General features: G+C 66.4%; 28 protein-coding genes. 13 read left to right on the top strand and 15 right to left on the bottom strand.

Annotated features, from left to right (window positions below):
* The first annotated feature begins 45 nt into the window (after positions 1-45).
* Positions 46-459: a VanZ family protein gene (locus ACRYLO_RS03345; protein WP_482658863.1), complete on the top strand. Its 414-nt coding sequence runs from the start codon at positions 46-48 to the stop codon at positions 457-459.
* Here the strand turns inward: ACRYLO_RS03345 and radA are convergent.
* The 4 genes from radA to ACRYLO_RS03325 all read right to left on the bottom strand — a co-directional run bounded on the left by radA (position 406) and on the right by ACRYLO_RS03325 (position 3,925).
* Positions 406-1,773: a DNA repair protein RadA gene (gene radA / locus ACRYLO_RS03340; RefSeq protein WP_482658862.1), complete on the bottom strand. Its 1,368-nt coding sequence runs from the start codon at positions 1,771-1,773 to the stop codon at positions 406-408. The genes ACRYLO_RS03345 and radA overlap by 54 nt on opposite strands.
* A gap of 59 nt (positions 1,774-1,832) precedes the next feature.
* Entirely contained in the window at positions 1,833-2,123 is a 291-nt protein-coding gene (locus tag ACRYLO_RS03335) for a hypothetical protein (RefSeq protein ID WP_482658861.1), read from the bottom strand.
* Between the two features lie 101 nt (positions 2,124-2,224).
* Positions 2,225-2,920: a glutathione S-transferase N-terminal domain-containing protein gene (locus tag ACRYLO_RS03330; protein WP_482658860.1), complete on the bottom strand. Its 696-nt coding sequence runs from the start codon at positions 2,918-2,920 to the stop codon at positions 2,225-2,227.
* An 87-nt stretch (positions 2,921-3,007) separates the two neighbouring features.
* On the bottom strand, positions 3,008-3,925 hold the full coding sequence (locus ACRYLO_RS03325) for a hypothetical protein (RefSeq protein ID WP_482658859.1): 918 nt from the start codon (positions 3,923-3,925) through the stop codon (positions 3,008-3,010).
* A 147-nt stretch (positions 3,926-4,072) separates the two neighbouring features.
* On the opposite strand from ACRYLO_RS03325, the gene ACRYLO_RS03320 reads away from it, so the two are divergent.
* Entirely contained in the window at positions 4,073-5,218 is a 1,146-nt protein-coding gene (locus ACRYLO_RS03320; RefSeq protein ID WP_482658858.1) for a glycosyltransferase family 4 protein, read from the top strand.
* A 115-nt stretch (positions 5,219-5,333) separates the two neighbouring features.
* On the opposite strand, the gene ACRYLO_RS03315 is transcribed toward ACRYLO_RS03320, so the two are convergent.
* Together ACRYLO_RS03315 and ACRYLO_RS03310 are read right to left on the bottom strand one after the other, a co-directional pair.
* On the bottom strand, positions 5,334-5,648 hold the full coding sequence (locus tag ACRYLO_RS03315; RefSeq protein ID WP_482658857.1) for a DUF2218 domain-containing protein: 315 nt from the start codon (positions 5,646-5,648) through the stop codon (positions 5,334-5,336).
* On the bottom strand, positions 5,648-6,244 hold the full coding sequence (locus ACRYLO_RS03310; protein WP_482658856.1) for a PadR family transcriptional regulator: 597 nt from the start codon (positions 6,242-6,244) through the stop codon (positions 5,648-5,650). Before ACRYLO_RS03310 ends, ACRYLO_RS03315 begins: the two co-directional genes overlap by 1 nt.
* 103 nt (positions 6,245-6,347) lie before the next feature.
* On the opposite strand from ACRYLO_RS03310, the gene ACRYLO_RS03305 reads away from it, so the two are divergent.
* Positions 6,348-7,658, top strand: coding sequence for a replication-associated recombination protein A (locus ACRYLO_RS03305; RefSeq protein ID WP_482658855.1), 1,311 nt, complete (start codon positions 6,348-6,350; stop codon positions 7,656-7,658).
* Positions 7,659-7,790: 132 nt separating this feature from the next.
* On the opposite strand, the gene ACRYLO_RS03300 is transcribed toward ACRYLO_RS03305, so the two are convergent.
* Together ACRYLO_RS03300 and ACRYLO_RS03295 are read right to left on the bottom strand one after the other, a co-directional pair.
* Positions 7,791-9,674 carry a hypothetical protein gene (locus ACRYLO_RS03300; protein WP_482658854.1) on the bottom strand — a complete coding sequence of 628 codons (1,884 nt, stop codon included), beginning with the start codon at positions 9,672-9,674 and terminating at the stop codon, positions 7,791-7,793.
* Positions 9,674-10,093, bottom strand: coding sequence for a glycoside hydrolase family 88 protein (locus ACRYLO_RS03295; protein ID WP_482658853.1), 420 nt, complete (start codon positions 10,091-10,093; stop codon positions 9,674-9,676). The genes ACRYLO_RS03300 and ACRYLO_RS03295 overlap by 1 nt, the downstream gene beginning before the upstream one ends.
* 161 nt (positions 10,094-10,254) lie before the next feature.
* Here ACRYLO_RS03295 and ACRYLO_RS03290 point away from each other — a divergent pair, with 161 nt between their 5' ends.
* The 3 genes from ACRYLO_RS03290 to ACRYLO_RS03280 are packed head-to-tail and all read left to right on the top strand — an operon-like array spanning position 10,255 to position 12,344.
* On the top strand, positions 10,255-11,172 hold the full coding sequence (locus ACRYLO_RS03290) for a DUF4861 family protein (RefSeq protein ID WP_482658852.1): 918 nt from the start codon (positions 10,255-10,257) through the stop codon (positions 11,170-11,172).
* Positions 11,173-11,206: 34 nt separating this feature from the next.
* Positions 11,207-11,938 (top strand): FadR/GntR family transcriptional regulator, encoded by a 732-nt coding sequence (locus ACRYLO_RS03285; RefSeq protein WP_482658851.1) that lies wholly within the window; start codon positions 11,207-11,209, stop codon positions 11,936-11,938.
* Between the two features lie 31 nt (positions 11,939-11,969).
* Positions 11,970-12,344, top strand: a complete 375-nt coding sequence (locus ACRYLO_RS03280) for a hypothetical protein (protein ID WP_482658850.1) — start codon at positions 11,970-11,972, stop codon at positions 12,342-12,344.
* Between the two features lie 281 nt (positions 12,345-12,625).
* On the opposite strand, the gene flgH is transcribed toward ACRYLO_RS03280, so the two are convergent.
* Genes flgH through ACRYLO_RS03260 form a run of 4 tightly spaced genes read right to left on the bottom strand, consistent with a single transcriptional unit; the run spans position 12,626 to position 15,446 of the window.
* On the bottom strand, positions 12,626-13,405 hold the full coding sequence (flgH, locus tag ACRYLO_RS03275) for a flagellar basal body L-ring protein FlgH (RefSeq protein ID WP_482658849.1): 780 nt from the start codon (positions 13,403-13,405) through the stop codon (positions 12,626-12,628).
* A gap of 14 nt (positions 13,406-13,419) precedes the next feature.
* Positions 13,420-13,896, bottom strand: coding sequence for a flagellar basal body P-ring formation chaperone FlgA (gene flgA / locus ACRYLO_RS03270; protein ID WP_482658848.1), 477 nt, complete (start codon positions 13,894-13,896; stop codon positions 13,420-13,422).
* The gene (gene flgG / locus ACRYLO_RS03265; protein WP_482658847.1) at positions 13,896-14,678 is read right to left on the bottom strand and encodes a flagellar basal-body rod protein FlgG; all 783 of its coding nucleotides are present in this window, start codon (positions 14,676-14,678) and stop codon (positions 13,896-13,898) included. Before flgG ends, flgA begins: the two co-directional genes overlap by 1 nt.
* A gap of 24 nt (positions 14,679-14,702) precedes the next feature.
* Complete coding sequence (locus ACRYLO_RS03260) at positions 14,703-15,446, bottom strand: flagellar hook basal-body protein (protein ID WP_482658846.1); 744 nt, start codon at positions 15,444-15,446, stop codon at positions 14,703-14,705.
* Positions 15,447-15,575: 129 nt separating this feature from the next.
* On the opposite strand from ACRYLO_RS03260, the gene ACRYLO_RS03255 reads away from it, so the two are divergent.
* The 5 genes from ACRYLO_RS03255 to ACRYLO_RS03235 all read left to right on the top strand — a co-directional run bounded on the left by ACRYLO_RS03255 (position 15,576) and on the right by ACRYLO_RS03235 (position 18,827).
* The gene (locus ACRYLO_RS03255; RefSeq protein ID WP_482658845.1) at positions 15,576-16,148 is read left to right on the top strand and encodes a flagellar basal body-associated FliL family protein; all 573 of its coding nucleotides are present in this window, start codon (positions 15,576-15,578) and stop codon (positions 16,146-16,148) included.
* Positions 16,145-17,164, top strand: coding sequence for a flagellar motor switch protein FliM (fliM, locus tag ACRYLO_RS03250; protein WP_482658844.1), 1,020 nt, complete (start codon positions 16,145-16,147; stop codon positions 17,162-17,164). The genes ACRYLO_RS03255 and fliM overlap by 4 nt, the downstream gene beginning before the upstream one ends.
* The gene (locus tag ACRYLO_RS03245; protein WP_439538847.1) at positions 17,161-17,499 is read left to right on the top strand and encodes a DUF6468 domain-containing protein; all 339 of its coding nucleotides are present in this window, start codon (positions 17,161-17,163) and stop codon (positions 17,497-17,499) included. Before fliM ends, ACRYLO_RS03245 begins: the two co-directional genes overlap by 4 nt.
* Entirely contained in the window at positions 17,499-18,083 is a 585-nt protein-coding gene (locus ACRYLO_RS03240; RefSeq protein ID WP_482658843.1) for a MotE family protein, read from the top strand. Before ACRYLO_RS03245 ends, ACRYLO_RS03240 begins: the two co-directional genes overlap by 1 nt.
* A 93-nt stretch (positions 18,084-18,176) precedes the next feature.
* A complete protein-coding gene (locus tag ACRYLO_RS03235) occupies positions 18,177-18,827 on the top strand; it encodes a GAF domain-containing protein (protein ID WP_482658842.1) in 651 nt (216 codons plus the stop codon).
* A gap of 1 nt (position 18,828) precedes the next feature.
* On the opposite strand, the gene ACRYLO_RS03230 is transcribed toward ACRYLO_RS03235, so the two are convergent.
* Positions 18,829-19,239, bottom strand: coding sequence for a hypothetical protein (locus ACRYLO_RS03230; RefSeq protein WP_482658841.1), 411 nt, complete (start codon positions 19,237-19,239; stop codon positions 18,829-18,831).
* A gap of 100 nt (positions 19,240-19,339) precedes the next feature.
* Here ACRYLO_RS03230 and ACRYLO_RS03225 point away from each other — a divergent pair, with 100 nt between their 5' ends.
* On the top strand, positions 19,340-19,561 hold the full coding sequence (locus ACRYLO_RS03225) for a hypothetical protein (protein ID WP_482658840.1): 222 nt from the start codon (positions 19,340-19,342) through the stop codon (positions 19,559-19,561).
* Positions 19,558-21,336, top strand: a complete 1,779-nt coding sequence (locus tag ACRYLO_RS03220; RefSeq protein WP_482658839.1) for an endoglucanase — start codon at positions 19,558-19,560, stop codon at positions 21,334-21,336. Before ACRYLO_RS03225 ends, ACRYLO_RS03220 begins: the two co-directional genes overlap by 4 nt.
* A 175-nt stretch (positions 21,337-21,511) precedes the next feature.
* Here ACRYLO_RS03220 and ACRYLO_RS03215 read toward each other — a convergent pair whose 3' ends face one another.
* Complete coding sequence (locus tag ACRYLO_RS03215; RefSeq protein WP_482658838.1) at positions 21,512-23,458, bottom strand: methyl-accepting chemotaxis protein; 1,947 nt, start codon at positions 23,456-23,458, stop codon at positions 21,512-21,514.
* Positions 23,459-23,530: 72 nt separating this feature from the next.
* Positions 23,531-24,433: a flagellin gene (locus tag ACRYLO_RS03210; RefSeq protein ID WP_482658837.1), complete on the bottom strand. Its 903-nt coding sequence runs from the start codon at positions 24,431-24,433 to the stop codon at positions 23,531-23,533.
* Positions 24,434-24,443: the final 10 nt, after the last annotated feature.

Below are 24,443 nucleotides of genomic sequence, written 5' to 3'. Positions count from 1 at the left end.
CAGATCGGCTTTGGATAAAGGTGCGCCGCGCCCTATCTGAGGCGCATGATCCTGCTTCGTCGATTCTTCGTGGTCGCCTTTTGGGCGGCGCTGGTGTTCGCCTTCGTGATGGCGGTGCTGCCTAAGCCCCCCGCCCTGCCGGGTGATCCGGGGGACAAGGTGCAGCATATCATTGCCTTTGTCGTGCTGACCGGGCTGGCGCGGCTCGCCTATCCGCGCGTGCGGGCGGTGACATTGCTGCTGGCCTTTGCCGGGTTCGGGGCGTTGATCGAATTTGCCCAGATGCTGCCCGCCTTGGGACGGACGGCGGCGCTGGACGACTGGCTGGCGGATGTCGCGGCGACAGCGGTGATGCTGGCGGTGCTCGATCCCGCGCGGCACCTGCTCGCCCGGCGGCGCAAGCGTTCAGCGCCCGAGCATATGGTCGACAAAGCCGGTGAGGTTGCGGAAACCGGTTAGCGCGACGCTGCCCTCAGGCGCCTGCGCCGAGGGCGCGAGCGCGCGGGTGAAGCCGAGCTTGCCCGCTTCCTTGAGCCGCAAGGCGCCATGCGCGACCGGGCGCACCTCCCCCGACAGCGCGATTTCGCCGAACGTGACCATGTCGGTCGCGACCGGGCGTTCGGACAGTGCCGAGATGAGCGCGGCGGCGACCGCGAGGTCGGCGGCGGGGTCCTGGACGCGATAGCCGCCGGCGATGTTGAGATAGACTTCGCTGGTCGCGAAGCTGAGGCCGCAGCGTGCCTCGAGCACGGCAAGGATCATCGCCAGCCGGCCGCTGTCCCAGCCGACCACGGCGCGGCGGGGGGTGGCGCCGGATGCGAGGCGGACGACCAGCGCCTGAATCTCGACCAGTACCGGGCGGGTGCCTTCCAATGCAGGAAACACCACCGTGCCGCTGACGCTTTCGTCGCGGCTGGTGAGGAACAGCGAGGACGGGTTGCCGACTTCGGTCAGCCCCTCGGTCTGCATCGCGAATACGCCGATCTCGTCGGTGCCGCCGAAGCGGTTCTTGACCGCGCGCAGGATGCGATACTGGTGGCTGCGCTCACCCTCGAACGCCAGCACGGTGTCGACCATATGTTCGAGCACGCGCGGGCCGGCGAGGCTGCCATCCTTGGTCACATGGCCGACCAGCACCAGCGCGGTGCCGCGTTCCTTGGCGAAGCGGATCAGCTCCTGCGACGATGCGCGCACCTGACTGACCGTACCGGGTGCGCCCTCGATCAGGTCGCTGTGCATCGTCTGGATCGAATCGATGATGAGCAGGTCGGGCGGGCTAGCGCCGCCGAGCGTGGTGAGGATGTCGCGCACGCTGGTCGCCGAGGCGAGCTGTACCGGCGCGTTGCCGAGGCCCAGGCGGCGGGCGCGCAGCCGCACCTGATCGGCCGCCTCCTCGCCCGAGACATAGGCGACGCTCTTGCCCGCCAGCGCCATCCGTGCCGCCGCCTGAAGCAGCAGCGTCGACTTGCCGATGCCCGGGTCGCCGCCGATCAGGGTCGCCGACGCCTCGACAAAGCCGCCGCCCAGCGCGCGGTCGAGCTCGGCGATCCCGGTGCCCATCCGCGCGGGCAGCGGGACATCGGCGTCGAGCCCGGACAGCAGGATCATCCGCCCGCCGCCCTGAAGGTTATGCTTGGCCTGAAACGGCGTGACGACCGCGCCGGCATCCTCGACCAACGTGTTCCACTCACCGCAATCGGCGCATTGCCCCGCCCATTGCGACGTCACGGAGCCGCAGGACTGACAGACGTAACGCTTCTTGGGTTTGGCCATGACGCCTGCCTAACCCGAGCGGAACGAAAAGGGAATATGCGTTTGGAAAACGGGGTCGATCACTGGGGTTTTGGCGCGTTTTCCTGCGTCCCACCCTCAGGCTGCGTGCCGCCGCTGGCCGGCGCCGGGCCACGACCGCCCTTGTTCTTGCTCGACCGGATGGTGTTGTGGTTCGCCGTGGCATCGCCCGTCCCGACGGAGGGACCGCCCGGCGCGGCGACGGTGCTCTTGTTGGACCGTGCAGTATTGTGATTGGCCTTTTCATCACCCGCCGCCGCGCCGGATGGGCGGTCGGTCTGGATCGCGGTCGGCAGCAGCAGCGCAGCGAGCGAAAGTGCGAGAACGGACATCGGAACCCTCCCTGAAATGTCACTCAGAACAGGCCGACCGTCTCAGGGCGACATCCGAGATAAACGTTTGGGCGGTGAACGCGCAATGAATTGCGCCCGGATTACTCCTTTGCCGTGACCATCAGTCCGCGCTGAACGGCTGGACGGGCAAGACCGCGTTCCAGCCAGGCCGCCACGTTGGCGAATTCGTCGAAGCCGACCAGATCGCGCGCCTCGTAAAAGCCGATCAGATTGCGGACCCAGCCGAGCGAGGCGATGTCGGCGATCGAATAGTCGCCCATGATCCAGTCGCGGCCCTTGAGCTGCGTATCGAGGACGCCGAGGAGGCGTTTGGATTCGGCGACATAGCGGTCGAGCGGGCGCTTGTCCGCGATCTCGCGCCCGGCAAATTTGTGGAAGAAGCCGAGCTGGCCGAACATCGGGCCAAGCCCGCCCATCTGCCACATCACCCAGCCGATCGTCTCGTAACGCTGCACGGGGTCGAGGAATTTGCCGGTCTTGTCGGCGAGGTACAGCAAAATCGCGCCGCTTTCGAATAGCGCGAGCGGGCGGCCGTTCGGGCCATCGGGATCGAGGATCGCGGGGATTTTGCCGTTAGGATTGAGGCTGAGGAATTCGGGCGACTTTTGGTCGTCCGCGCCGATATCGATCAGATGCGCCTCATAGGGCAGGCCGGTCTCCTCGAGCATGATCCCCGCCTTCACCCCATTGGGGGTGTTGAGCGAATAGAGCTGAATGCGGTCGGGATGCTGCGCGGGCCAGCGGCGGGTGATCGGGAAGGCGGACAGATCGGCCATGGGAATCTCCTGTTCCCCGGAGATAGGCGCGCCGCCATCGCGTTGCCATGCCCCGGCGCGCTATCGATGGACTGTGACGAGGACCGTTCACCACATGCGGGGATAGATTTTGGTGGGCGCGTACTGGGTCCTGCACCAGTTGGCGATGAATCCCACCGCATCGGCCAGCGTAGCGGCGCTTTGTTCGGTCTTCAGGTCGAACTCCACCACATAGCCCGCGACTGCGGCATCGATCCGGACGATATCCGCCTCTCGCGAAACTACCGACCCGTTTCGCAGGTCGGGAAATGCGATGGTGAAACGCTTGCCGTCACTGAACCCGCCGAGACTGCCGCTTTCGCACATGCCGCCGCGAAGATAGGCAATGGTAACGTTCGACCGTGCCGTGTCCGGAACCGTGTCGCGCGGGAGCTTGACGCGGAGCCCCGTCGCACTTTCTTGAAGCGTCCTCAGCGACACACGATAGGCCTGCAGCAAATCGGTGACCGGCGCTTCGGGATCGGCGCAGGCCGTTCGCAGCGCCTCGAACTGCTCGGCCGCGCGCGCGGCATCGGCGGTCTTCGCAAAGGTGAAATTGACTCGATAGGCGTTGAGCGGCGCAAGCACACGCACGACCCGGTCTTCACGCACAATGCGCGTCACCGCTCGCCAATCGATCCAAGCGTCCTGCGGATCGGCGATGCGTGCGAAGACCGCAGCCGGTGCGAACGGCGGTTCGCCCTCATCGACCAGGCGATAGGAAACCCGGCGCTTTACGGGAAGCATGGCGCTGCGGCAGGACAGCCGGGGCGCATCGTCCTGAACCCAGCGGAGCTTGCGGAAATAGTTCGAGTAGCAGACCTCAAATGAGGGCGAGCACGCCACAGGGCGCGGCTCGATCACCACGTCCAGCGTCCGACCCTGCATGAAGGTATCGACCGCCTGGCGCGCGCTGACGGCGCGTTCCTGGCCATAGGCGGGCACCAGCGCGGCCAACCCCGCGATGCCCGCAACCGCGATCGTCATGCTCCGCGCGAATCCTCCCGCCACGTCCGCTCTCCCCCTTTGGACCTCTTGCAGTTTTCTCATCGCATCTTCGACACTTGGCAACAGACGAGTTGGTCGCCTGGAGCAAAGGTAGCGCGTGCGCGCACGTGCAGCTAATGGGGCGTGATGACTCCGACCGACCTTCGCGTTGCGCTGTTCAGCGGCAACTATAATTATGTGCGCGACGGCGCGAACCAGGCGCTGAACAAGCTGGTGCGCCATTTGCTCGATGCTGGGGTCACGGTGCGCGTCTATTCGCCGACCGTCGAAAAGCCCGCGTTTGAGCCGGAGGGCGATCTGGTCAGCGTGCCAGCCTTTGCCATGCCCGGTGGGCGCGGCGAGTATAAGGTCGCGCTGGGATTGCCGCGCGCGCCGCGGGAGGATCTGGAGGCGTTTGCACCGAACCTCGTCCATGTCTCCGCACCCGAATTTCTGGGCCATGCCGCAGTGGCGTGGGCGCGCAAGCAGGGCATTCCGGTGGTCGCGTCGCTGCACACGCGGTTCGAAACCTATCCGCGCTATTATGGGCTGGGCTTTGTCGAGCCGTGGCTGATCCGGCGGCTGAAGCGCTTTTACAACCGGGTCGATCGGGTGATGGTGCCGGGCCAGTCGATCGCCGATCTGATCCAGAGCTGGGGCGTGACCACGCCGATCGGCATCTGGTCGCGCGGGGTGGATCATGCACGGTTCAATCCGCAGCGGCGCGACCTGGAGTGGCGGCGCGGGCTGGGGATTGCCGATGATGTGCCCGCCATCGGCTTCCTCGGGCGGCTGGTGCTGGAAAAGGGGCTCGACATCTTTGCCGAGGTCGCGCGCGAGCTGACCCGGCGCGGAGTGCCGCACAAGGTGCTGGTGGTCGGCGAAGGTCCGGCGCGGGAGTGGTTCGCGGGACAGGTGCCCGAGGCGATCTTTACCGGGTTCCAGTCGGGCGATGCGCTCGGCCGCGCGGTCGCGTCGATGGACGTGTTCTTCAACCCGTCGGTGACCGAGACGTTCGGTAATGTGACGTCGGAAGCGATGGCGTGCGGCGTGCCGGTGGTTGCCGCGCGCGCGACCGGAGCGATGGATCTGGTGGTCGAGGGCGAGACCGGCTTTCTGGTCCCGCCCCGCGACGTCACCGCCTATGCCGACGCGATCGAGCGGCTGGCGCGCGATGCAGAGATGCGCGCGCGCTTCGGGGCGCTGGGGCATCAGCGGATGCAGGCGCAGGTTTGGCCGCAGGTCAATCAGGCGGTGCTGGATGCGTATCTTGCGGTGATGGGGGGACGGTGAGGCGCGCTCCCCTCCCACTTGTGGGAGGGGTCGGGGGAGGGCCTGTCCTCCTCCACCGGCCTAGCAGCGTGTTGACAGGCCCTCCCCTAGCCCCTCCCGCAAGCGGGAGGGGGATTTAGGACCAATCGTACTTCAGCCCCTCCTCCCGGAACGCAAACCGGTCGAGATGGCGTTCGATCGCGCCCTTCAACCCCTCGGCCTGTTCGGGTGCGCTGGCGTCGATGCGGATCGCGATGCCGTCGGGCTTGGCGTCGAGCGTGACCAGCCCGTCGCCGGGCCAGTTCGCGCCACGCGCGTCCTTTGGAAACACGATCGTGCCATGGTTGGCGGTGTACTCGACCTTGAGGTTATGCTCCCAATGCTTGCACAGCTGCTGCAGGTAGCGCGACGCCTTGTCGGTCGGGGCGAAGCCGGTTGCGGTGGCGGTCATCAGAGGCGCTCCACCTTGCGCGCGGCGGCGTCGATGATGTCGACGATCGCGTCGACCGTCTCCTGATCGGCTTCGCCGTCGCTCAGCCGCTGCATCACAGCCATCTTGAGGTTGCCCATGGCGCGGCGCACCGGGCTGCGCCCGCTCTGTTCGCGCTGGGTGCCGAGTTCGGCGAGGCGGCCCATCAGCAGCGTCACTTGTTCGGCGTTTTCCTCAAGATGCGCTTGCCCGGTCGCGGTGATCGCATAGAGCTTCTTAGCGCCCTCCGCCGCCTGTTCGGCGATATGATCCATGTCGGCGAGCAGGGTCAGCGTCGGATAGACCACGCCGGGGCTGGGGGCATAGGCGCCGCCGGTGCGCTCTTCGATCTCGCGGATCAGGTCATAGCCGTGGCGCGGCTGGTCGGCGATCAGCGCGAGCAGGACGAGGCGGAGTTCGTCGCCGGTGAAGATGCGGCGCCGTCCGCGGCCACCGCCGCGCCCGCCGGTCGCTTCGGCATTGATGTCCCATTCGACCGTGAACGGCCCCCATTGGCGGCGTCCGCGGCTGGCGTGCATGCCGTGCGGCCCGTGGCCGCGATGATGTGCTCGAAACATTCTATATCCTTCATATTCGAGTCGTGATGCGTTTAAGATATATCTTGAATGTGTTTTGACAAGCCCCTTCGCGTTGGGGTGCTGAATTCCTATATCCGCCGCCATGGCTGACCTGTTCGGCGGGACCGCACCCGCCGCCTCCCCTTCCGAAGTTTCCGCCTCCGCGCCGCTGGCCGATCGGCTGCGTCCGGCTCGGCTGGAGGAGGTCGTCGGGCAGGAACATCTGACCGGGCCGGAGGGCGCGATCGGGCGGATGGTGGCGGCGGGGAAGCTGTCGTCGATCATCCTGTGGGGGCCGCCGGGGACTGGAAAGACGACGACGGCACGGCTGCTCGCCGATGCGGTCGGCTTGCGCTTCGTCGCGATCAGCGCGGTGTTTTCGGGTGTCGCGGACCTCAAAAAAGTGTTCGCCGAGGCGAAGGAGCATGCGCGGATCGGTCAGCGGACCTTGTTGTTCGTGGACGAAATTCACCGCTTCAACCGCGCGCAGCAGGACGGGTTTCTGCCGTTCGTCGAGGACGGCACGGTGACCCTGGTCGGCGCGACGACCGAGAATCCGTCGTTCGAACTCAACGCTGCACTGCTCAGCCGGGCGCAGGTGCTGATCCTGCGGCGGCTGGATCATCCGGCGCTGAGCCAGTTACTCGACCGCGCCGAGGCGATCGAGGGCCGCCCCCTCCCCCTCACCTCCGAGGCGCGCGATGCGCTGGTGGCGAGCGCGGATGGTGACGGGCGGTTCCTGCTCAATCAGGCGGAGACGCTCTACTCGGTCAGCTTCGACGCGCCGCTCGATCCGGCGGGGCTGTCGGCGTTCCTGCAACGCCGGGTCGCGGTGTACGACAAGGACCGCGAGGGGCATTACAACCTCATCTCCGCACTCCACAAATCGCTGCGCGGGAGCGATCCACAGGCGGCGCTCTATTATCTCGCGCGGATGCTGGTGGCCGGCGAGGAGCCGCTGTACGTGCTGCGGCGGCTGGTACGGTTTGCGAGCGAGGATATCGGCCTGGCCGACCCGCAGGCGCTGATCCAGTGCCTCGCTGCCAAAGACAGTTATGAGTTTCTGGGGTCGCCCGAGGGCGAACTCGCGATCGTGCAGGCATGCCTCTATTGCGCGACCGCACCCAAATCGAACGCGGCATACAAGGCCATGAAGGCGGCGTGGCGGTCAGCGAAGGAAACCGGATCGCTGATGCCGCCGCAGAACATCCTCAACGCGCCGACCAAGCTGATGAAGGAGATCGGCTATGGCAAGGGCTATGCCTATGACCATGATGCCGAGGACGGGTTCAGCGGCGCCAATTACTGGCCCGAGGAGATGACGCCGGAGACCTTCTACACCCCGACCGACCGGGGGACGGAGAAGCGCATCGCCGAGCGACTCGCGTGGTGGGACGCGCGACGGGGGCGTTAAACTTGAGCCAAAAAGGCCGCCGCCGGGGGTAGAGACCCCGCGGCGGCGGTGATGGCGCGGACCGAGAGAGGGATGGCCCAGCCGAGTTGCCAAGGATGTATGACAACTGGCTTGGCCGCGGTCAACTAGCCCTTAGTCGTAGTTGTATGACAAAGTCCAACTTGTGGCGATCACTCCCGAGGGCATCTCCCCCGCTGTGCGGGCGCATTTGACGACCGTTGCGAAGGGGCCGACCGGGGCACGATAGACCGGGTCGCTCGGCGCCGCCGCGGCGCATGCGCCATAGCCGGTGGTGGCGAAGCGCTGCACCGCGCCGCGGGCAAAGGTCACCGCCCCGGCCCGCTGCGCGGGTGCGTCGGAGAAGCTCGCAAACTCCATATCGATCCGTGCGATCTTGACCCCCTCTGCCGGGACGATGCGGTCGCTTCGTTCGATCTTCCCGGGAGAGAAGCGGTAATGGGTCTCGATCGACACGCGGGTGTCGAGCTGCGCGTCATTACCGCCCATGCGGTCGAGCGCGGTCTGGTGCCAGCGCACATCGGTCACCGCGCCGCGCCGCGTGACGCGCACATCCTTGAAGAAGGCCAGCGGCATCAGCACGTCGCCATTGGCCAGCGTGATGCGCGGCAACAGCTGCGTGAAGGTCGCGTCGGCCGACGCGGCGAGCATCCCGGGCGAAAAGGGGATCGGGAAATAGGGGTTGTTCATATGCTGCCCCTCCGCCCCGTTGATGATGGGCAGGGAGATCATCCGATTGCCGTCACGGATCGTCACCAGCCCGCGATCATGCACGCCGCGCGCGAACCAGGTCATGGTCGAGCGCGGCAGCGTGTCGAGCCAGCGTGCAAAGCCCGGATCGGGTGCCTGCCCGCGATAGCCGAGCCGGTTCCAGATCGCGTTGGTGTAGATATGCTGGCGGGCGAGGCTGAAATTCTCGCCGAGGATGCGCCCTTCCCCGCGATAGGCATCGGTGCGCCGCCCCTGCCCCCATGCGGTGCGGCCCCACAGGTCGACCGACCCGCTGACCGGATCGATCCAGAAATCCATGTAGCGCGCGGTGACCCGGCTGGAGAAGGCATAGGCCATGCGCTCCTCGACCGGGGTCATCACCTTGAGCAAGGCGGCGGCGGTCAGCACTTCGAGGAAGGCGGTGTCGCCATAGGTGCCGATGCTGCGGCCATATTCGAACCCGTCACCGTGCAGGTTGAAGCGCGGGAGCAGCAGGTCGACCGACTTGCGCAGCCATGCCTTGACCTCATCGCTCGGCGTCATGCCGGTTTCGAGCAGGCGGTGCGCGATCTCCCCGATCAGCAGCACCGAATAGCGGTCGAACCGCCCCTTCCCCTCGGTCTCGTCGGCAAAGCCATATTCGCCCGAATATTTGCGATAATGGTCGATCATGCGTGCGAGCAGCTGGTCGCCCGCGCTCGCATCCTCCCAGCCGAGCAGGTGGCGGAAACGCGCGATCGAGAAGGCGACGCCGTAATAGTTGTTGGGCAGGTTGATCAGGCTGAGGTCCGGTCGGACGAAGCGGCGCCAGTCGAGCCGCTGCTTGAGCGTGGCGAGCGTCGCCGGGCGGACGGCGCGTTCGAGCAGGCCACGCGCATGCAGGTCGTGCAGCGCGGCGATGTAATAATAGAGGCCCCAGCTTTCATTGTCGTTTGCCAGCGTGAGGTCGGCCATGTCAGCAAATTCGCGCAGCCGTTGGTCGAGCCGGGGGTCATTCGGTTCGAGCGCGACGATCCGATGCGCCATGGTCGCGGCGATCTTGCCCGGAAGGAACTTGTCCCCGCCGCCGAACACGGCGACGCCGTCGATCTTCGTCGCCTTGCCATCGCGGAGCAGCTGCTCGACCAGTTTTTCAAGTTGGGGTGACAGGCGCGTGGTAACGCTGGTGTCCATCGGCGCGACGGCGTCGGTATAGACCGGGCCGGCCGGCGCATCCGCGCGGCGATCGACCGGTGCGGCCTGCACGGCGACGGGGGTTGCAAGGGCGATCAGCAACAACGAACGCATCAATTGGACTCCTTCCGCGCGAGATCGGCCATCGCGGTACCGGCGAGCAGAAAGGCGCCCGCGCCATAGAATTGGGTTTCCTTCGCCGACACGCTGTCGGGCCGATCGCCGACCTGCTGCACCCAGCCGAGCATGCCATCGGACTGCACCGCGCCGACGATCGCGTCCCAGCCGCGGATCGCCGCTGGCTGATATGTCGCGCGGTCGAGCAGCCCGGCGTCGACGCCCCAGGCAAAGGCATAGGTGAAGAAGGCGGTGCCGCTGCGGTTGGCGAGCTGCCAATCGGCGACGCGGCGGACTTGCGCCGGGATCGTGTCGGGGCGCGGCAACTGCGCGCGCGGCGCAACCGCTGCAACCGCCACCGGGGGCGTAGCTGCAGCGGGGGCAGCCCCGGCAAGGGCGAGCAGAATCAACGACATCTCATTTCCCTCTGGCTGCGACGCGGTGCGTGACGGTCACAACCCCTCTCCTAAACGCACCGGCGCATCTTGGCTGTTGACACCGGTGCCATAATCTTTCCAATTGACGTTTAGCCGCCAATAAGGTTGTCACACAACTAGACAATAGTCGAGGGGATTGGATGCCGGAACCGCGAACACGCCGCATGGCCATGGCGATCACCGGGCTTGCGCTGCTGGTCGCCCCGGCAGCCTCGGCACAGCAGCATAAACCCCTGCGCCCCGCCTCTGCCGAAGAGCAGAGAGAGCGCGCGGCGGTGTCCATCGCCGAGTATCGCTATGGCGACCTGCTGTTCGAGAATGACCGGATTGCGTTCCGCATCTATGGCCGCCCGCTGGAGGCGGCCGAGCCGCCGTCCTCCTCGGGCATCGACGCGTGGGGGAAGCGCGTGCGCTGGCCGTTCATGGACCGGCAACTGCGCACCGGGGACCAGCATCAGGATCAGGGTGAGGGCGTCGATTTCTACAATGTCGGCACCGGACGCGGGATCGGGGGCCTGGGCATCTGGCACGACAATAAATTGTGGACGTCGCGCAACTATGTGAACCCGCGCATCGAGAGCGCCGGGCCGGATCGCGCGGCGTTCAGCGTCGACTATCCCGCCTGGCCGGTCGATACGGCGCGCAACGTGGCCGAGACGCGGCAGTTCGCGCTGGTGCCGGGCAGCAACTTTATCCGGATGACCTCGACGATCAGGTCGAGCAGCGCCAAGCCGCTGACGGCTGCGATCGGCCTGTCGAAGCGCCCCACCGGCACCGCGCTGGGTAAGGTCACCAAGGACAGCGAGCGGGCTCGGCTGATCTGGTGGGGGCCGGAAACGCCGGACAAGGGCGCGATGGCTGGCGCGGTGATGGTCGATCCGGCCGCGTTCGTCGGATTTGCGGAGGACGCGGACAATTACCTGATCCTCGTGCGGGTCACGCCCGGAACACCCTTTGTCTATTATGCCGGCGCGGCGTGGAGCGGCGGTCCCGATTTCAAGCGCGAACCCGATTGGCACGCCTATGTCCAGCAGCAACGTCCTGATTTCACACCCTAGCCAGCCCCAGCCGCGCAATGCTATCGGTCCCGTAATGACGGTAACCAAAGCGGCGTCGCTGGCCGACGATCTGGTCCAGCGGTTCGAGGAACAGATCGAACGGGGGGAGATGCCTCCGGGCTCGCGTTTTCCGACCGAGAAGGCGATTACCGAGAGTTTCGGGGTCAGCCGCACCGTGGTGCGGGAGGCCTATTCGCGCCTCGCTGCGCGCGGGTTGCTGGTGTCGCGGCGCGGATCGGGTGCCTATGTCGCCGAGGGCGCGCAGTATCGCGCATTTCAGGTGACGCCGGACGAGGTCAGCGCGATCGACGATGTGCTGCGCCTGCTGGAAATGCGCATGGGGTTTGAGGCGGAGATGGCCGCGCTCGCCGCCGAGCGCCGGACCGAGGCGGACCTGGAGGACATCCGCGCCGCGCTGGCGGCGATGGATGCAAGCACCGAGGCGGAAGGATCGGTCGCCGCCGACGCGGCCTTCCACGCGGCGATCGCGCGGGCGACGGGCAATGCCTATTTCGTGCGCTTCACCCAGTTTCTGGGCGTGCGGCTGGTGCCGTCGCGCAAGCTGTATCTGCAGGGCAACGACCCCCGGAAGCACCAGCGCTATGCCCGCATGATCAACCGCGACCATGAGGCGATCCATGCCGCGATCGAGGCGGGCGACCCGGCAGCGGCGCGGCGCGCGGCGCGGCGGCATATCCAGAAGTCGATCGACCGGCATGAGGCGCTGAAGGCGGGACGGAGCGACGGCGAAGGCGACGCGGGGTGAGCAAATAATGGGGCGAATTGGCGTCTCGTGTGTGTTGCTGGCCTTTGCGTTGGCAGGCTGTGGAAGCGAAGAGACCAACCAGCCCACCGCCCTGCCCAGCCAATCCGCCCCCTTGTCGGGCGACGCGGCACTATCGGTGATCATCGAGCGACAGGTGAGCGCGCAGGTGCCGGAACATGACCTCAGTACCTATGCGCGCCTTTACACGCATGGATCGGATGGAAACGTAGACGCGAGATACATTTCCGGCGGCATGCCCGAGCAGCGATGGGAAAACGACCAATCCTATTGGATCGCTGCCACCGAGATGCCCGCAATCTTTGATGGAGGCTGCGCGGTGATAAACGTCCGTTATCACGCCCCGACGAAAACATTGGTCTCTGTGCATTGCAACGGCGACGCCTAGCGGCCGGAAATTCAGATCGACCGCCGTCGTCCTTTCCCGATCGCCACCTGAACTCGTCTCAGGGTTCACCGCTCCAAACGCGACTGAGCCGCTGGTGGCGCGGTGGATGCTGAACCAAGTTCAGCATGACGGAACTGGAGCAGGCAACAAAAAAGGGGGAGGGTTTCTCCCTCCCCCTCTTTGGAATGGCGGCGCTTCTGCGCCTCCCTTCCCTTTCCTCGGCCCCCCGGCTGGGAAAGGGGCTGGCCCGTCCACGGCCCCCCGGCTGGGACGGGCCAAGCTCAGAATGGAAACAGCGCGTCGTAGATCTGCTGGCCCCAGCGCGCCTGCTGTGCATCCGACAGCTGGCCGCGGCCGCCATAGCTGATCCGCGCCTCGGCGATCTGGCTGTGGCGCACCGAATTGTCGCGGCCGATATCCTGTGGGCGGACCACGCCGCTGACGACCAGTTCGCGCAGTTCGTTGTTCACGCGCACTTCCTGACGGCCCCGGATGCCGAGATTGCCGTTGGGAAAGACGTTGGTGACGATCGCCGACATGGTCATGTTGATCGTTTCGGAACGGCTGATATTGCCGCCGCCGCTCGATTGCGATTTCGAATTGGTGCTGGCGAGGTTGGTCGGGTCGATCGACTTGGGCAGCAGATTCTGGAGCCCGAGCAGTGAGGCGATACCGGCATTTTCCGAACCGCTGCGGTTGCGAGAAGTGTTGTTGCCCACCTCGGCCTTGTCCGCGATGTTGATCTTGATCGTCAGAATGTCGCCCATGCGGGTCGCGCGCTGATCGCTGAGGAACGCGCCGGCACCGGCGCGGAACAGCGAAGCGGAGGCGGCCGGTGTCTGAGCCGGGACGGTGCCGGGCGCGACCGGCGCATTGGACACCGCCGCTGCGGCGGTGCCGGGCCGATAGCCGGGATTGCCGATCGAGCGTTCGCCGCCCGGCATCGCCATGTCCTCGGGCGCGGACATCTTGGGTGCCTTGCCGATGCGGCCGAGCCGATCGACTGCGCCGCAGCCGGAAACCAGGGTCGCCGCAGTGACGGCGAGGATGATCTTCTTCATGGGTATCTGCTCCCTCAATACAGGATACGGACCAGCCCGTTGCCCGCGACGAAGCCGTCGAGCGTGCGCTGGGTGGAGGTGGTGACGACGCGGACGGGTTCGCCCGCCCCCGCGCTGGCCAGGGCGCGGCCCTGGGTGGTGATGGTGAGCGCGCCGACCTTGTAAGCGATCAGCACCGGCTCGCCCCGGCGGACCAGCCGCGGGGTGATGACGTCGCTGATCCGCACCACCGATCCAGGCGAGAGTGGGCGCACCGCCTCCAGCCCCTTGGCGGCTTCGGCATCGATCGCGCCGCGACCCATGTTGGGTGAGCGCTTTTCATAGACAAAGTCGTCGGCGGAGAGGATCTCGCCGCGCTGGACCGGGCGCGTGAGCACGGCGACCTCGACCTGTGCGGGCACCGCGCGCGCCGGAGCGGGCGCCGCCGGCGTCTGCGCCGGTGCGGCCACCGGAACCAACGCCGCGGCGATGAAGGCGATGCGATAGATCATCAGCGCAGCTGGCTGGTGGTGGCCAGCATCTCGTCCGCAGTCTTCACGACGCGGCTGTTCATTTCATAGGCGCGCTGCGCTGTGATCAGCGCGGTGATTTCGGCGACCGGATTGACGTTCGACGCCTCGACAAAGCCCTGTTGCAACGCGCCGAAGCCCGGCTCAGCCGGATTGGCGAGGGTTGGCTGGCCCGATGCGGCGGTTTCGAGGAAGAGGTTGCCGCCCTGCGCCTCGAGCCCGGCTTCGTTGATGAAGGTCGCGAGCTGGAGCTGGCCGACATTCTGCGGCTCGGGCTGGCCGGCAAGGATCACCTGAACTTCGCCGGTCTTGGAGATCGTTACATCGACCGCTTCGGCGGGAATGGTGATGCCCGGCTGGACCGGAAAGCCGTCGGCACTGACCAGCTCACCCTGATCGGACAACTGAAACGAACCGTCGCGGGTATAGGCGGTTTCGCCCGATGGCAGCGTGATTGCGAAATAGCCGCGCCCCTGGATCGCCACGTCATAGCGATTGTCGGTCTGGCTCATCGCGCCCTGGGTCGCGATGCGATAGACGCCGCCGGTCTTGACGCCCGCGCCGATCTGAATGCCGGTCGGCACGCGGCTGTCGGGGCCGGATGCGCCGCCGGGCCGGGTCACCTGCTGATAGAGCAGGTCCTGAAACTCGGCACGCTGGCGCTTGTAGCCGGTCGTGTTCATGTTCGCGATGTTGTTCGAGATCACATCGACATTGGTCTGCTGCGCGAGCATCCCGGTGCCGGCGATGGAGAGGGTACGCATGGGTCAGTCTCCGTGGAAATGGGGTCAGCCAAAGCGGCCAAGCTTGTCGATCGCGGACTTGCGCATGTCGCCCAGCGACTCCGACATCTTCATGCTGGTCTGATAAGCGCGCAGGATCTCGACCATATTGGTGGTCTCGACGATCGCCTGGACGTTCGATCCTTCGACGCCGCCAGTCTTGAGCTTGGTGTCGGCGGCGGCCAGTTCGCGTCCGCCAGTGCCGGTGAAGGTGCCGTCGCCGCGCGGATCGACCATGCGTTCGTCGTCGAACACCGTCACCGCGACGCGACCGACCTGCGCGTCGCCCGCGCTGACCGTGCCGTCCTTGCCGATGCTGACCTGCCCCGCCTGTTCGGGCGGAATCGTGATCGGGCGACCACCTTCGCCGAGCAGGGCCAGCCCGCCCGCCGTCTGCAGCGTGCCATCCTCACCGACCTTCAGATATCCCGCGCGCGTATAGGCGGTGCCGCCCTCCGGCGTTTCGACCGCGAGATAGCCCGCGCCGTCGATCATCACGTCGATCGGATTGCCGGTCGCGAGAAACGCGCCCGCGCTCTGGTCATGCACCGCGCCATAGTCGAGCACCATCGACGTCGTCTTGACCGGCGCATCCGTGCCGCCGCCGCTCTGCTCCACATATTCGCGGAACACCGGCGCTTCGCGCTTGAACCCGGCCGTCGAGATATTGGCCATATTGTTCGCGCTCACGTCGAGCCGACGCCGCAGCGCCTGATTGTGACTCAGCAGCACATAGGATGAGATATCCATCGCCACCGCCCTCCGAAAAAAATCGTCCAAGTTTTTTGCGGCTAGGCAAATGTTGCCGCCCCACTCCCCTATAATAGGAACATTCCGCCGGTCCGGTCGCGGATGGGCAAAGAGATTGGGGCGCGAGACATGAGCGACGACATCATCGTCGAAGCCAAGGACGGCGAGGCGGCAGCCAAGCCCAAGGGCAGCAAGAAGAAGCTGATGATCATCATCGGCGCGGCCGTGCTGGTGCTGGGCGGCGGCGGCGGTGGCGCAGCCTTTTTCCTGATGGGGTCGGACAAGCCGGCGGCAAAAACTGCCGAGGGTGAACATGGCGAGGGCGAAGCCGAGGCAGAGGCCGAAGAAGGCGGCGACGATGGCGACAAGGAAAAGGGCGGCAAGGACGGAAAGGCCGGCAGCGCCTATCTCGACGTCCCCCCGCTGGTCGTAAACCTGCGCAGCGCGGACGGTGCCGCGCGCTTCCTGAAGGTCCATTTCGTGCTTGTGCCGGGCAAGGCAAGCTCGGTCGAGAAGCTGCAGGGCAAGCTGCCGCTGCTGATCGACGCCTATCAGCCGTTCCTGCGCGAGCTGCGCCCCGAAGACCTGAATGGGTCGGGCGCAGTCTATCGCGTCAAGGAAGAGCTGCTGGTCCGCGCCACCCAGACGCTGGGGCCGGACGCGGTCAAAGACGTTCTGATCCAGGATCTGGTGCAGCAATGAGCGATAATTTCGACGATTTCGAGCTGCCCGAGCCGCCCAAGTTCGATTCCGACGCCGAGGCGCTGCTCGACCAGGCGGGGATCGACGCGCTGTTCGGGCAGGTCGGGGGTTTCGGCCAGCCCAAGGAAGGGCTGCGCGCGGTCATCGAATCCAACGTCATCAGCCGCGAGCGGCTGCCGATGCTGGAAGTCGTGTTCGACCGCATGGTCCGCATCTTTGCGACGTCGATGCGCAACCTGACCTCCGATGCGATCGACGTCAGCCTGGAGGAAGTGACCTCGATCCGTTTCGGCGATTATCTCAACCACATCATGCTGCCCGCGATGATCGGCGTGTTTCGCGTCGAGGAATGGGAAAATTATGGCCTGGTCTCGGTCGATTCCAGCCTGATCTATGCCGTGGTCGACGCGCTGCTCGGCGGGCGGCGCGGCGGCGGCGATCAGGTGATGATCGACGGGCGCGGCTTCACCACGATCGAAACCGACCTTGTCTCGCGCATGCTGGGCCATGTGCTGAGCGACCTGTCGACGTCGATGGCGCCGATCACCCCGACCACGATCGAGCTGGAGCGCGTGGAAAGCAGCCCGCGCTTCGTCGCGATCGCCGGCACGACCAACGTCTGCGCGGTCGCCACCTTCCGGGTCAGCATGGACGAGCGCGGAGGGAATTTCAGCATCCTGCTGCCCTATGCGACGATCGAGCCGGTACGCCATCTGCTCAACCAGCGGTTCATGGGCGAAAAATTGGGCCGCGACACGATCTGGGAAGTCCATATGGCGTCGGAGGTGCGCAAGGTGGACGTGACGCTGGACGTCGTCCTGGGCGAACGCGACATGGCCCTGGGTGCCGTGCGCGACTTCAAGATCGGCCAGACGATCCCGCTGTTCGCCGACCCCGACCAGCCACTCGACATGCAATGCGGCGGCGTGACCATCGGCCGCGCCCAGATCGGCCAGCGATCGAACAAGATTGCGGTGCGGCTGGTGTCCGACATCGCCAAGGAGAAGCGCGCATGACCTATTCGCTGATTGCGAACGTGTTGACGATGCTGTTCTGCACGGTGGTGATTGTTCAGAGCATGCGCATGATGCGCGCGCTCAACGCACTGAAGCGCAACGATCTGGCGCAGGTCGTGTCGACCCTCGACCAGGCGACCGTGCAGGCGCGGCTGGTGCTGTCCGAGCTCAAGGGCACGCTGACCCAATATGCCCGCGGAACCCATGACGCCGCGCGCGCCAAGGCGGTGGCAGACGAATTGCGGATGATGATCGAGATTGCGGATTCGACCGCCGAGCGGCTGGTCGAATCCGCCGCAGCGGCACGGCGCGCCGAACCGGTGGACCGGTACTGATGCGCATCCCCTTCCTGCTGATCACCGCCGCCGTCGCGACAGTTGGTGCGGTGGCAAACGGCGTCGATGCGGCGGTGGCCGTAGGCGAATCGGTCGTGCCCAAAACGCGGCTCGGCAGCCAGATCGAGGGCGAGATCAATGCCGCCCAGCGCAAGGAGGCCGAGCGCCGCCGCGCGCTCGACCTGCGCGAACAGGCGCTCAAGGCGGCGCGGCTGAGGTTGCAGCGCCAGCAGAAGGACGCACAGGCCAAGGCAGCAGCCGAGGGCAAGGCCGGAGCCGATGCGGGTGCCGCTGGCGCGCCCGATGCCGCTGCCGCTGCGGAGGAAAAACGCTATAGCGATTTGGCCCGCATCTTTCAGTCGATGAAGCCCGCCAAAGCCGCGCCAGTGTTTGAGAAGCTGAGCCCCGACGTGCAGTTCCAGGTGGCGCAGCGGATGCGCGAGCGCAACGCCGCGCTGATGATGCAGGCCATGTCGCCCGATGCCGCCGCGACCCTGGGCATGGCGCTTGCGCGGGGCGGAATGACCCAGCCCAAAGCGGCTGCAGCGACACCCACCAGGGCTGGCCGCGCCGCGCCCAAATGAGAACGCAACGCATTACTGTAATACTACAATACTGACAGGAGCGGTCCGCTAAGTTCATCTTGCGATAAGCGGGGTCCTTGAGCGGAGACATCAGTGACGATCCCCGACTCGGACAGTGTGCCTTTGTCGAGCGAAGATGCGCTGCGTCGTGCGGCGCTGTTCGCGTCCGGCCTGCTGGCGCTGCGCGATTCGCCGCGCTTCAACGCGTTGATCCAGGAATTGAGCCGCACGATGGATGTCCCGATCGCGGGCGTCAGCGTGGTCGACAGCGGATTTTGCTGGTTACCGGTGCTGCATGGCGTCGATCTCGACGCGGTCCCATTGTCCGAATCGCTATGCGCCGGGGTCGTCGAAACCCAGATCCCCATGGCCGAGACCGATCTGTCGGCGAACCCGAAGTTCGCGGACAATCGCTTCGTCGCCGGACCGCTCGCGCTGCGCGCTTACGCTGCCGTGCCGATGCGCGGCGTGCAGGGGGCGAAGCTCGGCACGGTGTTCGTGGCCGATCAGCGCGTCCGGCCCGATTTCGCCGATCGCGCCATCCCGCAGCTGGAACGCGCGACGACGCGAATCCTGGAGGAAGCGTCCTCGCCGCATCACATGCGTCGCGTCGGGCGCACCACGGTCGAGGGGCTGGAGTCGCTGATCCGACAGGCGACGCGTGACGGCGATGATGCGCTGGTCACCGCGATCGACCGGGTGATGCGCGAAGTGTTGCCGCTGACCGGAATGCGGGGGATCTAAATTACGGCGCGCCGCGCGCGGGGCTGGTGCGCACTTCGAGGATCAGCACATGGCCGGCCTGCGGATCGGCGGCATGTGCGGCGGTATCGAGCGCATGGGCCAGCGCCTCGGCATCCACCGCGATCCGCGGTGACGCGTTCAGCTGTGCAAAGTCCAGCAGGGCCGACAGCATCGCCGCGCGCAATGCCGGTTGGGCCGCGCCCAACGCACCCGCATCGACACCGTCGGCCGGAGTAATGGCCAGCTCAAGTTCAAGGTCGCCATCGAGCCGCCCGGCGTCGATGATCGGCACACGAAACTTCCCCAGCGGAACGACGGCAGCCTCTCCCCCGCCGCCGCCGGCAGCTCCGGCGGGCGCGGCCACTGCCAGCAATGCGGCAGCGGCAGTCAGGCGGGCAGCGGATCGGCGCATGGGGTCTCCGTCAAAGGCGTGCGGCAGGGACCGCACCCGGCCCCGCCCTTCTATAATAGATTGAAAACCCCGTGTTGGGACTTGCCCCGTTGGGATTTGAATGAGTCACGATCAAAAGCCAGCGCGGATGCGCGTTATCGGTGGCAGCACCTCCGACCGCCGCCTGGGCGGCGGCTTTGCCACCGGCCCTGCGCCGCGCCGCGCCGCCGCACCGCGCGCGTCCGACAAAACCGGAATCGGGCGCGCGGTGATCGCATTTCTGTTCCTGTCCGCCGCGCTGATCGGCGGCGTGGTCCAGGCCTGGTTGCTGCTGCGCACATGACTCGCCCGGCACGTGCCCTTGCGCTGCTCCTGTTGGCCGGAAGCGCCAGCGCCGCGATGGCGGCGGGCGATGCCAAGCCCGCCGCCCCGGCGCATGGTGCGCAGCCCCCGACAGCGGCCAAACCCGCCCCCGGCGGCGCGGTGGCAAAGCCAACCCCCTTCGCCGCCCAGCTCGCCGAAATGCCGCGCGCCGCGCCCGGGACGCGCGCCGCCATCGACGCCCCCCTCGCCTGGTCGCTGATTGCGCGCAGCACGGCGGAGACGCGACAGGCCGCCCGCTGGAAGCTGGCGACCGCGCTGATCGATACACGGCGGGGCTCGGAAGCGCTGGGCGTGCTCGAAACGATGCAACGGGATGACCATGCGCTCGAACTGGTACCGGCCTGGCGGCTGGCGATGGGCAAGGCGAGCGTGCTGGCCGACCGCAACGCCGCCGCCCTGACCTGGTTCAATGCGCCCGAATTGCTTGCCGATCCGGAAGCCTGTGCGTGGCGCATCCGTGCAGGCGCAGTGATCGACGGCGCAGCTGGCAGCGCACTGCTCAAATGCGCGGTGCCCGCGATCCTGGCGCACCATGGGGCGGATCGTATCGCCTTTCTGCTCGATGCCGCCAACGGCCTGATCCGGTCGGGCCATCACGCCCGCGCATTGCGCTTTCTTGCCGCGATCCCCGATCAGCACGTCGCGGCCAATCTGCAGCGCGGCATCGCATTGATGGCGACCGGTCAGCCCGAAGCGGGCAAGCTGCGGCTTGAGCGCGTGATGCTGTCGGGCACGCCGGCCGAGCGCGCCGCAGCCGAACTCGCGCTGATCCGCGATGCGGTTGCGCGGAGCACGATCAAGCCAGGCGAGGCGGTGAAGCGGCTCGACGCCCTCACCTTTCGGTGGCGCGGCGGAGCGGTCGAGCGCGCGGCGCTCGAGCTCAAATGGCAGATTGCCGAGCGCGCGCAGGATCCGGTGATCGCACTCGTCGCATCGGCGACGCTGTTTCGTCATTTCGACCTTGGCACGCAGACCGGACCGACGCTGACGCGGATCCAGGCTGGTCTTCAGGCGCTGGTCAACGATCCCAAGCGCCCGATCGCACAGGCGGCTGGGCTGTTCTGGGAATATCGCGACCTGTCCCCGACCGGGGCGCCGGGCGACCTGCTGGTCAGCACGCTGGCCGATCGGCTGTCCGCCGCCGGCCTGCATTTCCGCGCCGCCGAATTGCTGCAGCATCAGATGCAGAACCGCGCGATCGACATTGCCAAGGGGCCGTTGTCGGTCCGCATCGCGCGCCTGCTGCTGCTCGCCGACAAGCCCGACCAGGCGCTGGCAATCCTGCGCCGCAGCGATGGCCCGGACTATCCCGCGCCAATCGCCGCAGACCGCCAAAAGATGCAGGCGATCGCCACATGGCGCATGGGCCGACGCGGCGACGCGCTGGCCATGCTCGACCAGATCGACGCAGCAGACGACCTGCGCGCCGAGATGCTGTGGCAAGCGCGCGACTGGGCGCGCTTTGCGCAGGCCAATCGTGCGGTGCTTAGCCCTGAACGCAATGCCACGGTGCTGCGTCAGGCGGTTGCGCTGGTGATGCTGGGCGACGAGCCCGGCCTTGTCGCATTGCGCAAGCGCTATCTGCCCGCGTTACGCGGGACCAAGGCGGGCGAAGCGCTGGGCGCGCTGGCCGCGTCCAGCGGCGCGGTCAATCCGGCCGCGCTCGACGCCGCCATGGCAGGCGTGTCCGAGATCGCCGCCGACGGCGACCTGTTGCTGCTCGCACGCGGATAACGTCCCGCACAACCTACACCGCCGTCACGTCTTGCGCGCCGCCTCACCATGTTGGGGTCGGCGCGTGGTGCATTCAACGCCGCCATTCGGCACGCAAATGAAAAGCGGCGGTGCCGGGGGAGGCACCGCCGCGAGGTTCAAACCGTCCGGGGGGAATGTCCGGCCGGCTCGGGGGTCAGAACTCGTCCCACGAGTCGCTCTTGCGCACGAGCGACGGGATCGCCGCGGCCGGCAGCGGCTTGATCGGCGACTGATAGACATGCTCGCTCGACTGGCGCGCGGACTTTGCCGCGACCTTGGGCGCGGGTGCCGCGGCGCGCGGCTTGGCCGGAGCCTTCGTCACCGGTCGCGGTGCGCGCACCGGCGCAGGCGCTTGCGACCCCGAGCTCGCCGCCGTGCGGAAGGTGTCGGCGCGGTCGCCAAGCACGCGGACTTCGGAATTGAGACTGCGCGCCGCTGCCGAGGTTTCCTCGACCATCGCCGCATTCTGCTGCGTCGATTCGTCCATCGTGCCGATCGCCGATGCGATCTGCTGCACCGCCGCCGCCTGCGCCTGGTTGTCCTGAGCGAGGCCGTTCAACATTTCATGCACCGCCGACACGTCGGACGAGATGCCGACCAGCGCGCCATCGACGCGCTCGACCGCGCCAACCGCGATTTCGACGTCATTCTGGGTTGCCGTCAGCTGTTCGCGGGCGCGCTTGGCTTCCTCTTCGGAGCGCATGGCGAGCTGGCCGACCAGATCGGCGACGACTGCAAAGCCACGGCCCGCTTCGCCGGCACGGCCGGCTTCGACGGCGGCGTTCATCGCGAGAACGCGGGTCTGGAAGGCGATCTTGTCCAGCCCTTCGATCACGCTGTCGATGCCCTTGGCGCTTTCGGCGACGCGGCCCATGGCCGATACCGCTTCCTCAGCCGTGCCGCGACCGGTGCCGACGGTGACCATCGCCTGATCGGCGCGACCGACGGTGCGGGTCGCCGCTTCGGCGCCGGTGCGCAGGCGATCGTTGATCTGCGCAACCGCGGCCGAGGTTTCCTCAAGCGAGGCAGCCGCGCTTTCGGTGCGGCGGGCAAGGTCTTCCGATGCCGCCTCGATCTCGGTCGAGCCGGAGCTGATCGAACGGACGCTTTCCATGACCGACTGGATCAGTTCGCTGAGCGACGTGACTGCGGCGTTGAAATTGTCCTTCAGTACGGCATAGGAGCCGGTGAATTCGGTGTTGATCGGCCGGGTCAGGTCGCCCTGCGCCAGCGATTCCAGATGGCTGGACACGGTTTCGATCACCATCTTCTGCTCGGCATCAGCCTGGGCCTTGGCGGCGGTCAGGCGCTCCTGTTCCTGGGCGTTATCGCGGAAGACGAGCACCGCCTTGGCCATCGCACCGACTTCGTCACCGCGATCGGTGCCGTTGACGTCGATGTGGTTATTGCCTTCGGCCAGCGTGCGCATCGCGCCTTCAAGACCCATCAGCGGGGCGATGATCGTGCGGCGGGCGATGAAGATGCCGAAGCCAACGGCAAGGACGACACCGAGCAGGCCGGTAACGAGCATCGAGGTGACCGCGCTGGACGTCATATCGGACAGTTCCGCGCTCTTCTTGGTCGCCGCCGCGGCGCGTTCAGAGGTGAAACGGCGCAATTCCGCCCGGATCGCCTTCGCCATCGGATCGGCGGCCGCGAGCGCCTTGCCCGCTTCTTCGTTGCGATCCGCTTTGCCCAGTTCAATGGCCTGCACGGTGAGCTTATGCAGCGCATCGAGGTCAGCGACGATGGGCGAAATGGCGCTGGCGCTATAGGGTTCCGATTTCGCGATCGCTGCGAGCCGGGCTTTCGCGCTCTTGTACGAATCCAGCTCCGACGCAATTGCCTCACGGCTTCGCTCACTTCCGCCAGGATAGTACATCACCTGATAACCCGAGAGGCTCATGTCGATCACACCCTGATAGGCGCGGGCAAGTTCGGTGTTGTTGGGCAGAGTGGTGCCGCTGAGGTAATCATATTCCTTGTCGACATGCTTCAATGTGCTGACACTGTTCAGGACAAGGCCAAGGGTCACGGCGCCGAGCATCAGCAGCAATGCCGCGATCTTGTACGCGATTTTCAGGTTGGTGAAGGCCTTCATGTTCAGACTCCGGTTCGGGTCATACGCTTGTTTCGGGTACAGGACCGTCCCGCTGGGACGTCCGCAAATGGGTCACCTCATGTAATTGAGGAGGCTGAGTTCATTGAGCTGAGTGAAGACCGAGTAGCTGGCCTCCAATGTCGTCTTGTGCATCGCCAGATCCATCGCGACCTGCGCCAGATCCGCATCTTCGTTACGGCTTATGACGTCTTTTAGAACGAGCGCGCGCTCATTGGCGCGATCGACCAGTGTTTCTGTTTGAGCGAGCCGTCGGCCATTCTCAGCATTGAGGCGGCGGATGCCGCCGACCGCATCGTCGAGCTGGACCTTGATATTGGTCAGCGTCGCTTTCTGTGCGTCGGTGAGCCGCTCGCCGAACGGACCTGCCTCGACCAGGCTGCGATAGATGTCGGTCATCTCAAGCCCGAGCTCGGACGCAGTGATGCCATAGTTGAGGTCAAGGCCGTCGCCGACCCGGGCGCGGGCAATCGCCTCGCCATCCACGAAATGGTCCGCCGCGCCCGTACCGATCAGATCGCCGATCTTAGATGGGGTATAGGGGGCACCGGAGATGCCGCCGCCGAACAGCGGCAGCCCGCCCTCGCTCGTGTTGAGCATCGAGCGGAACTGATCGAACGCAGCGGAAATGGCTTCGTCGAGGCCAGCCGAATCGCCGGTGCCGACCGCCAGCGACAGGCGGTTGCCAAGTTCCATCGAGCCATTTTCGATTGCGGTGATCGAGGTTTCGTAGAGGCTGAGCGTGGTGCCGAGCCGGGTCGCGGTCTGGGCATGCGCCTCCTGCTTAGCGAGCAAGGTATGCGCCGACAGCGTGCGCACCGCCTCGCTGCCCAGTGCGGCGAGGTCCGGCGCCTTTTTGCCGGTCGACAGCTGAGCCTGGGTGACCGACAGTTTCTCCTGCGCGCGCTGGATCGAGATCGCAGTGGTCTGTTGCAGGGGGATGGTGGCGACGCGCATCGTTCAGGTC

The organism is Sphingomonas sp. SDUR79, assembly GCF_056821745.1.
This window is presented reverse-complemented; position numbering and strand designations above follow the sequence as displayed.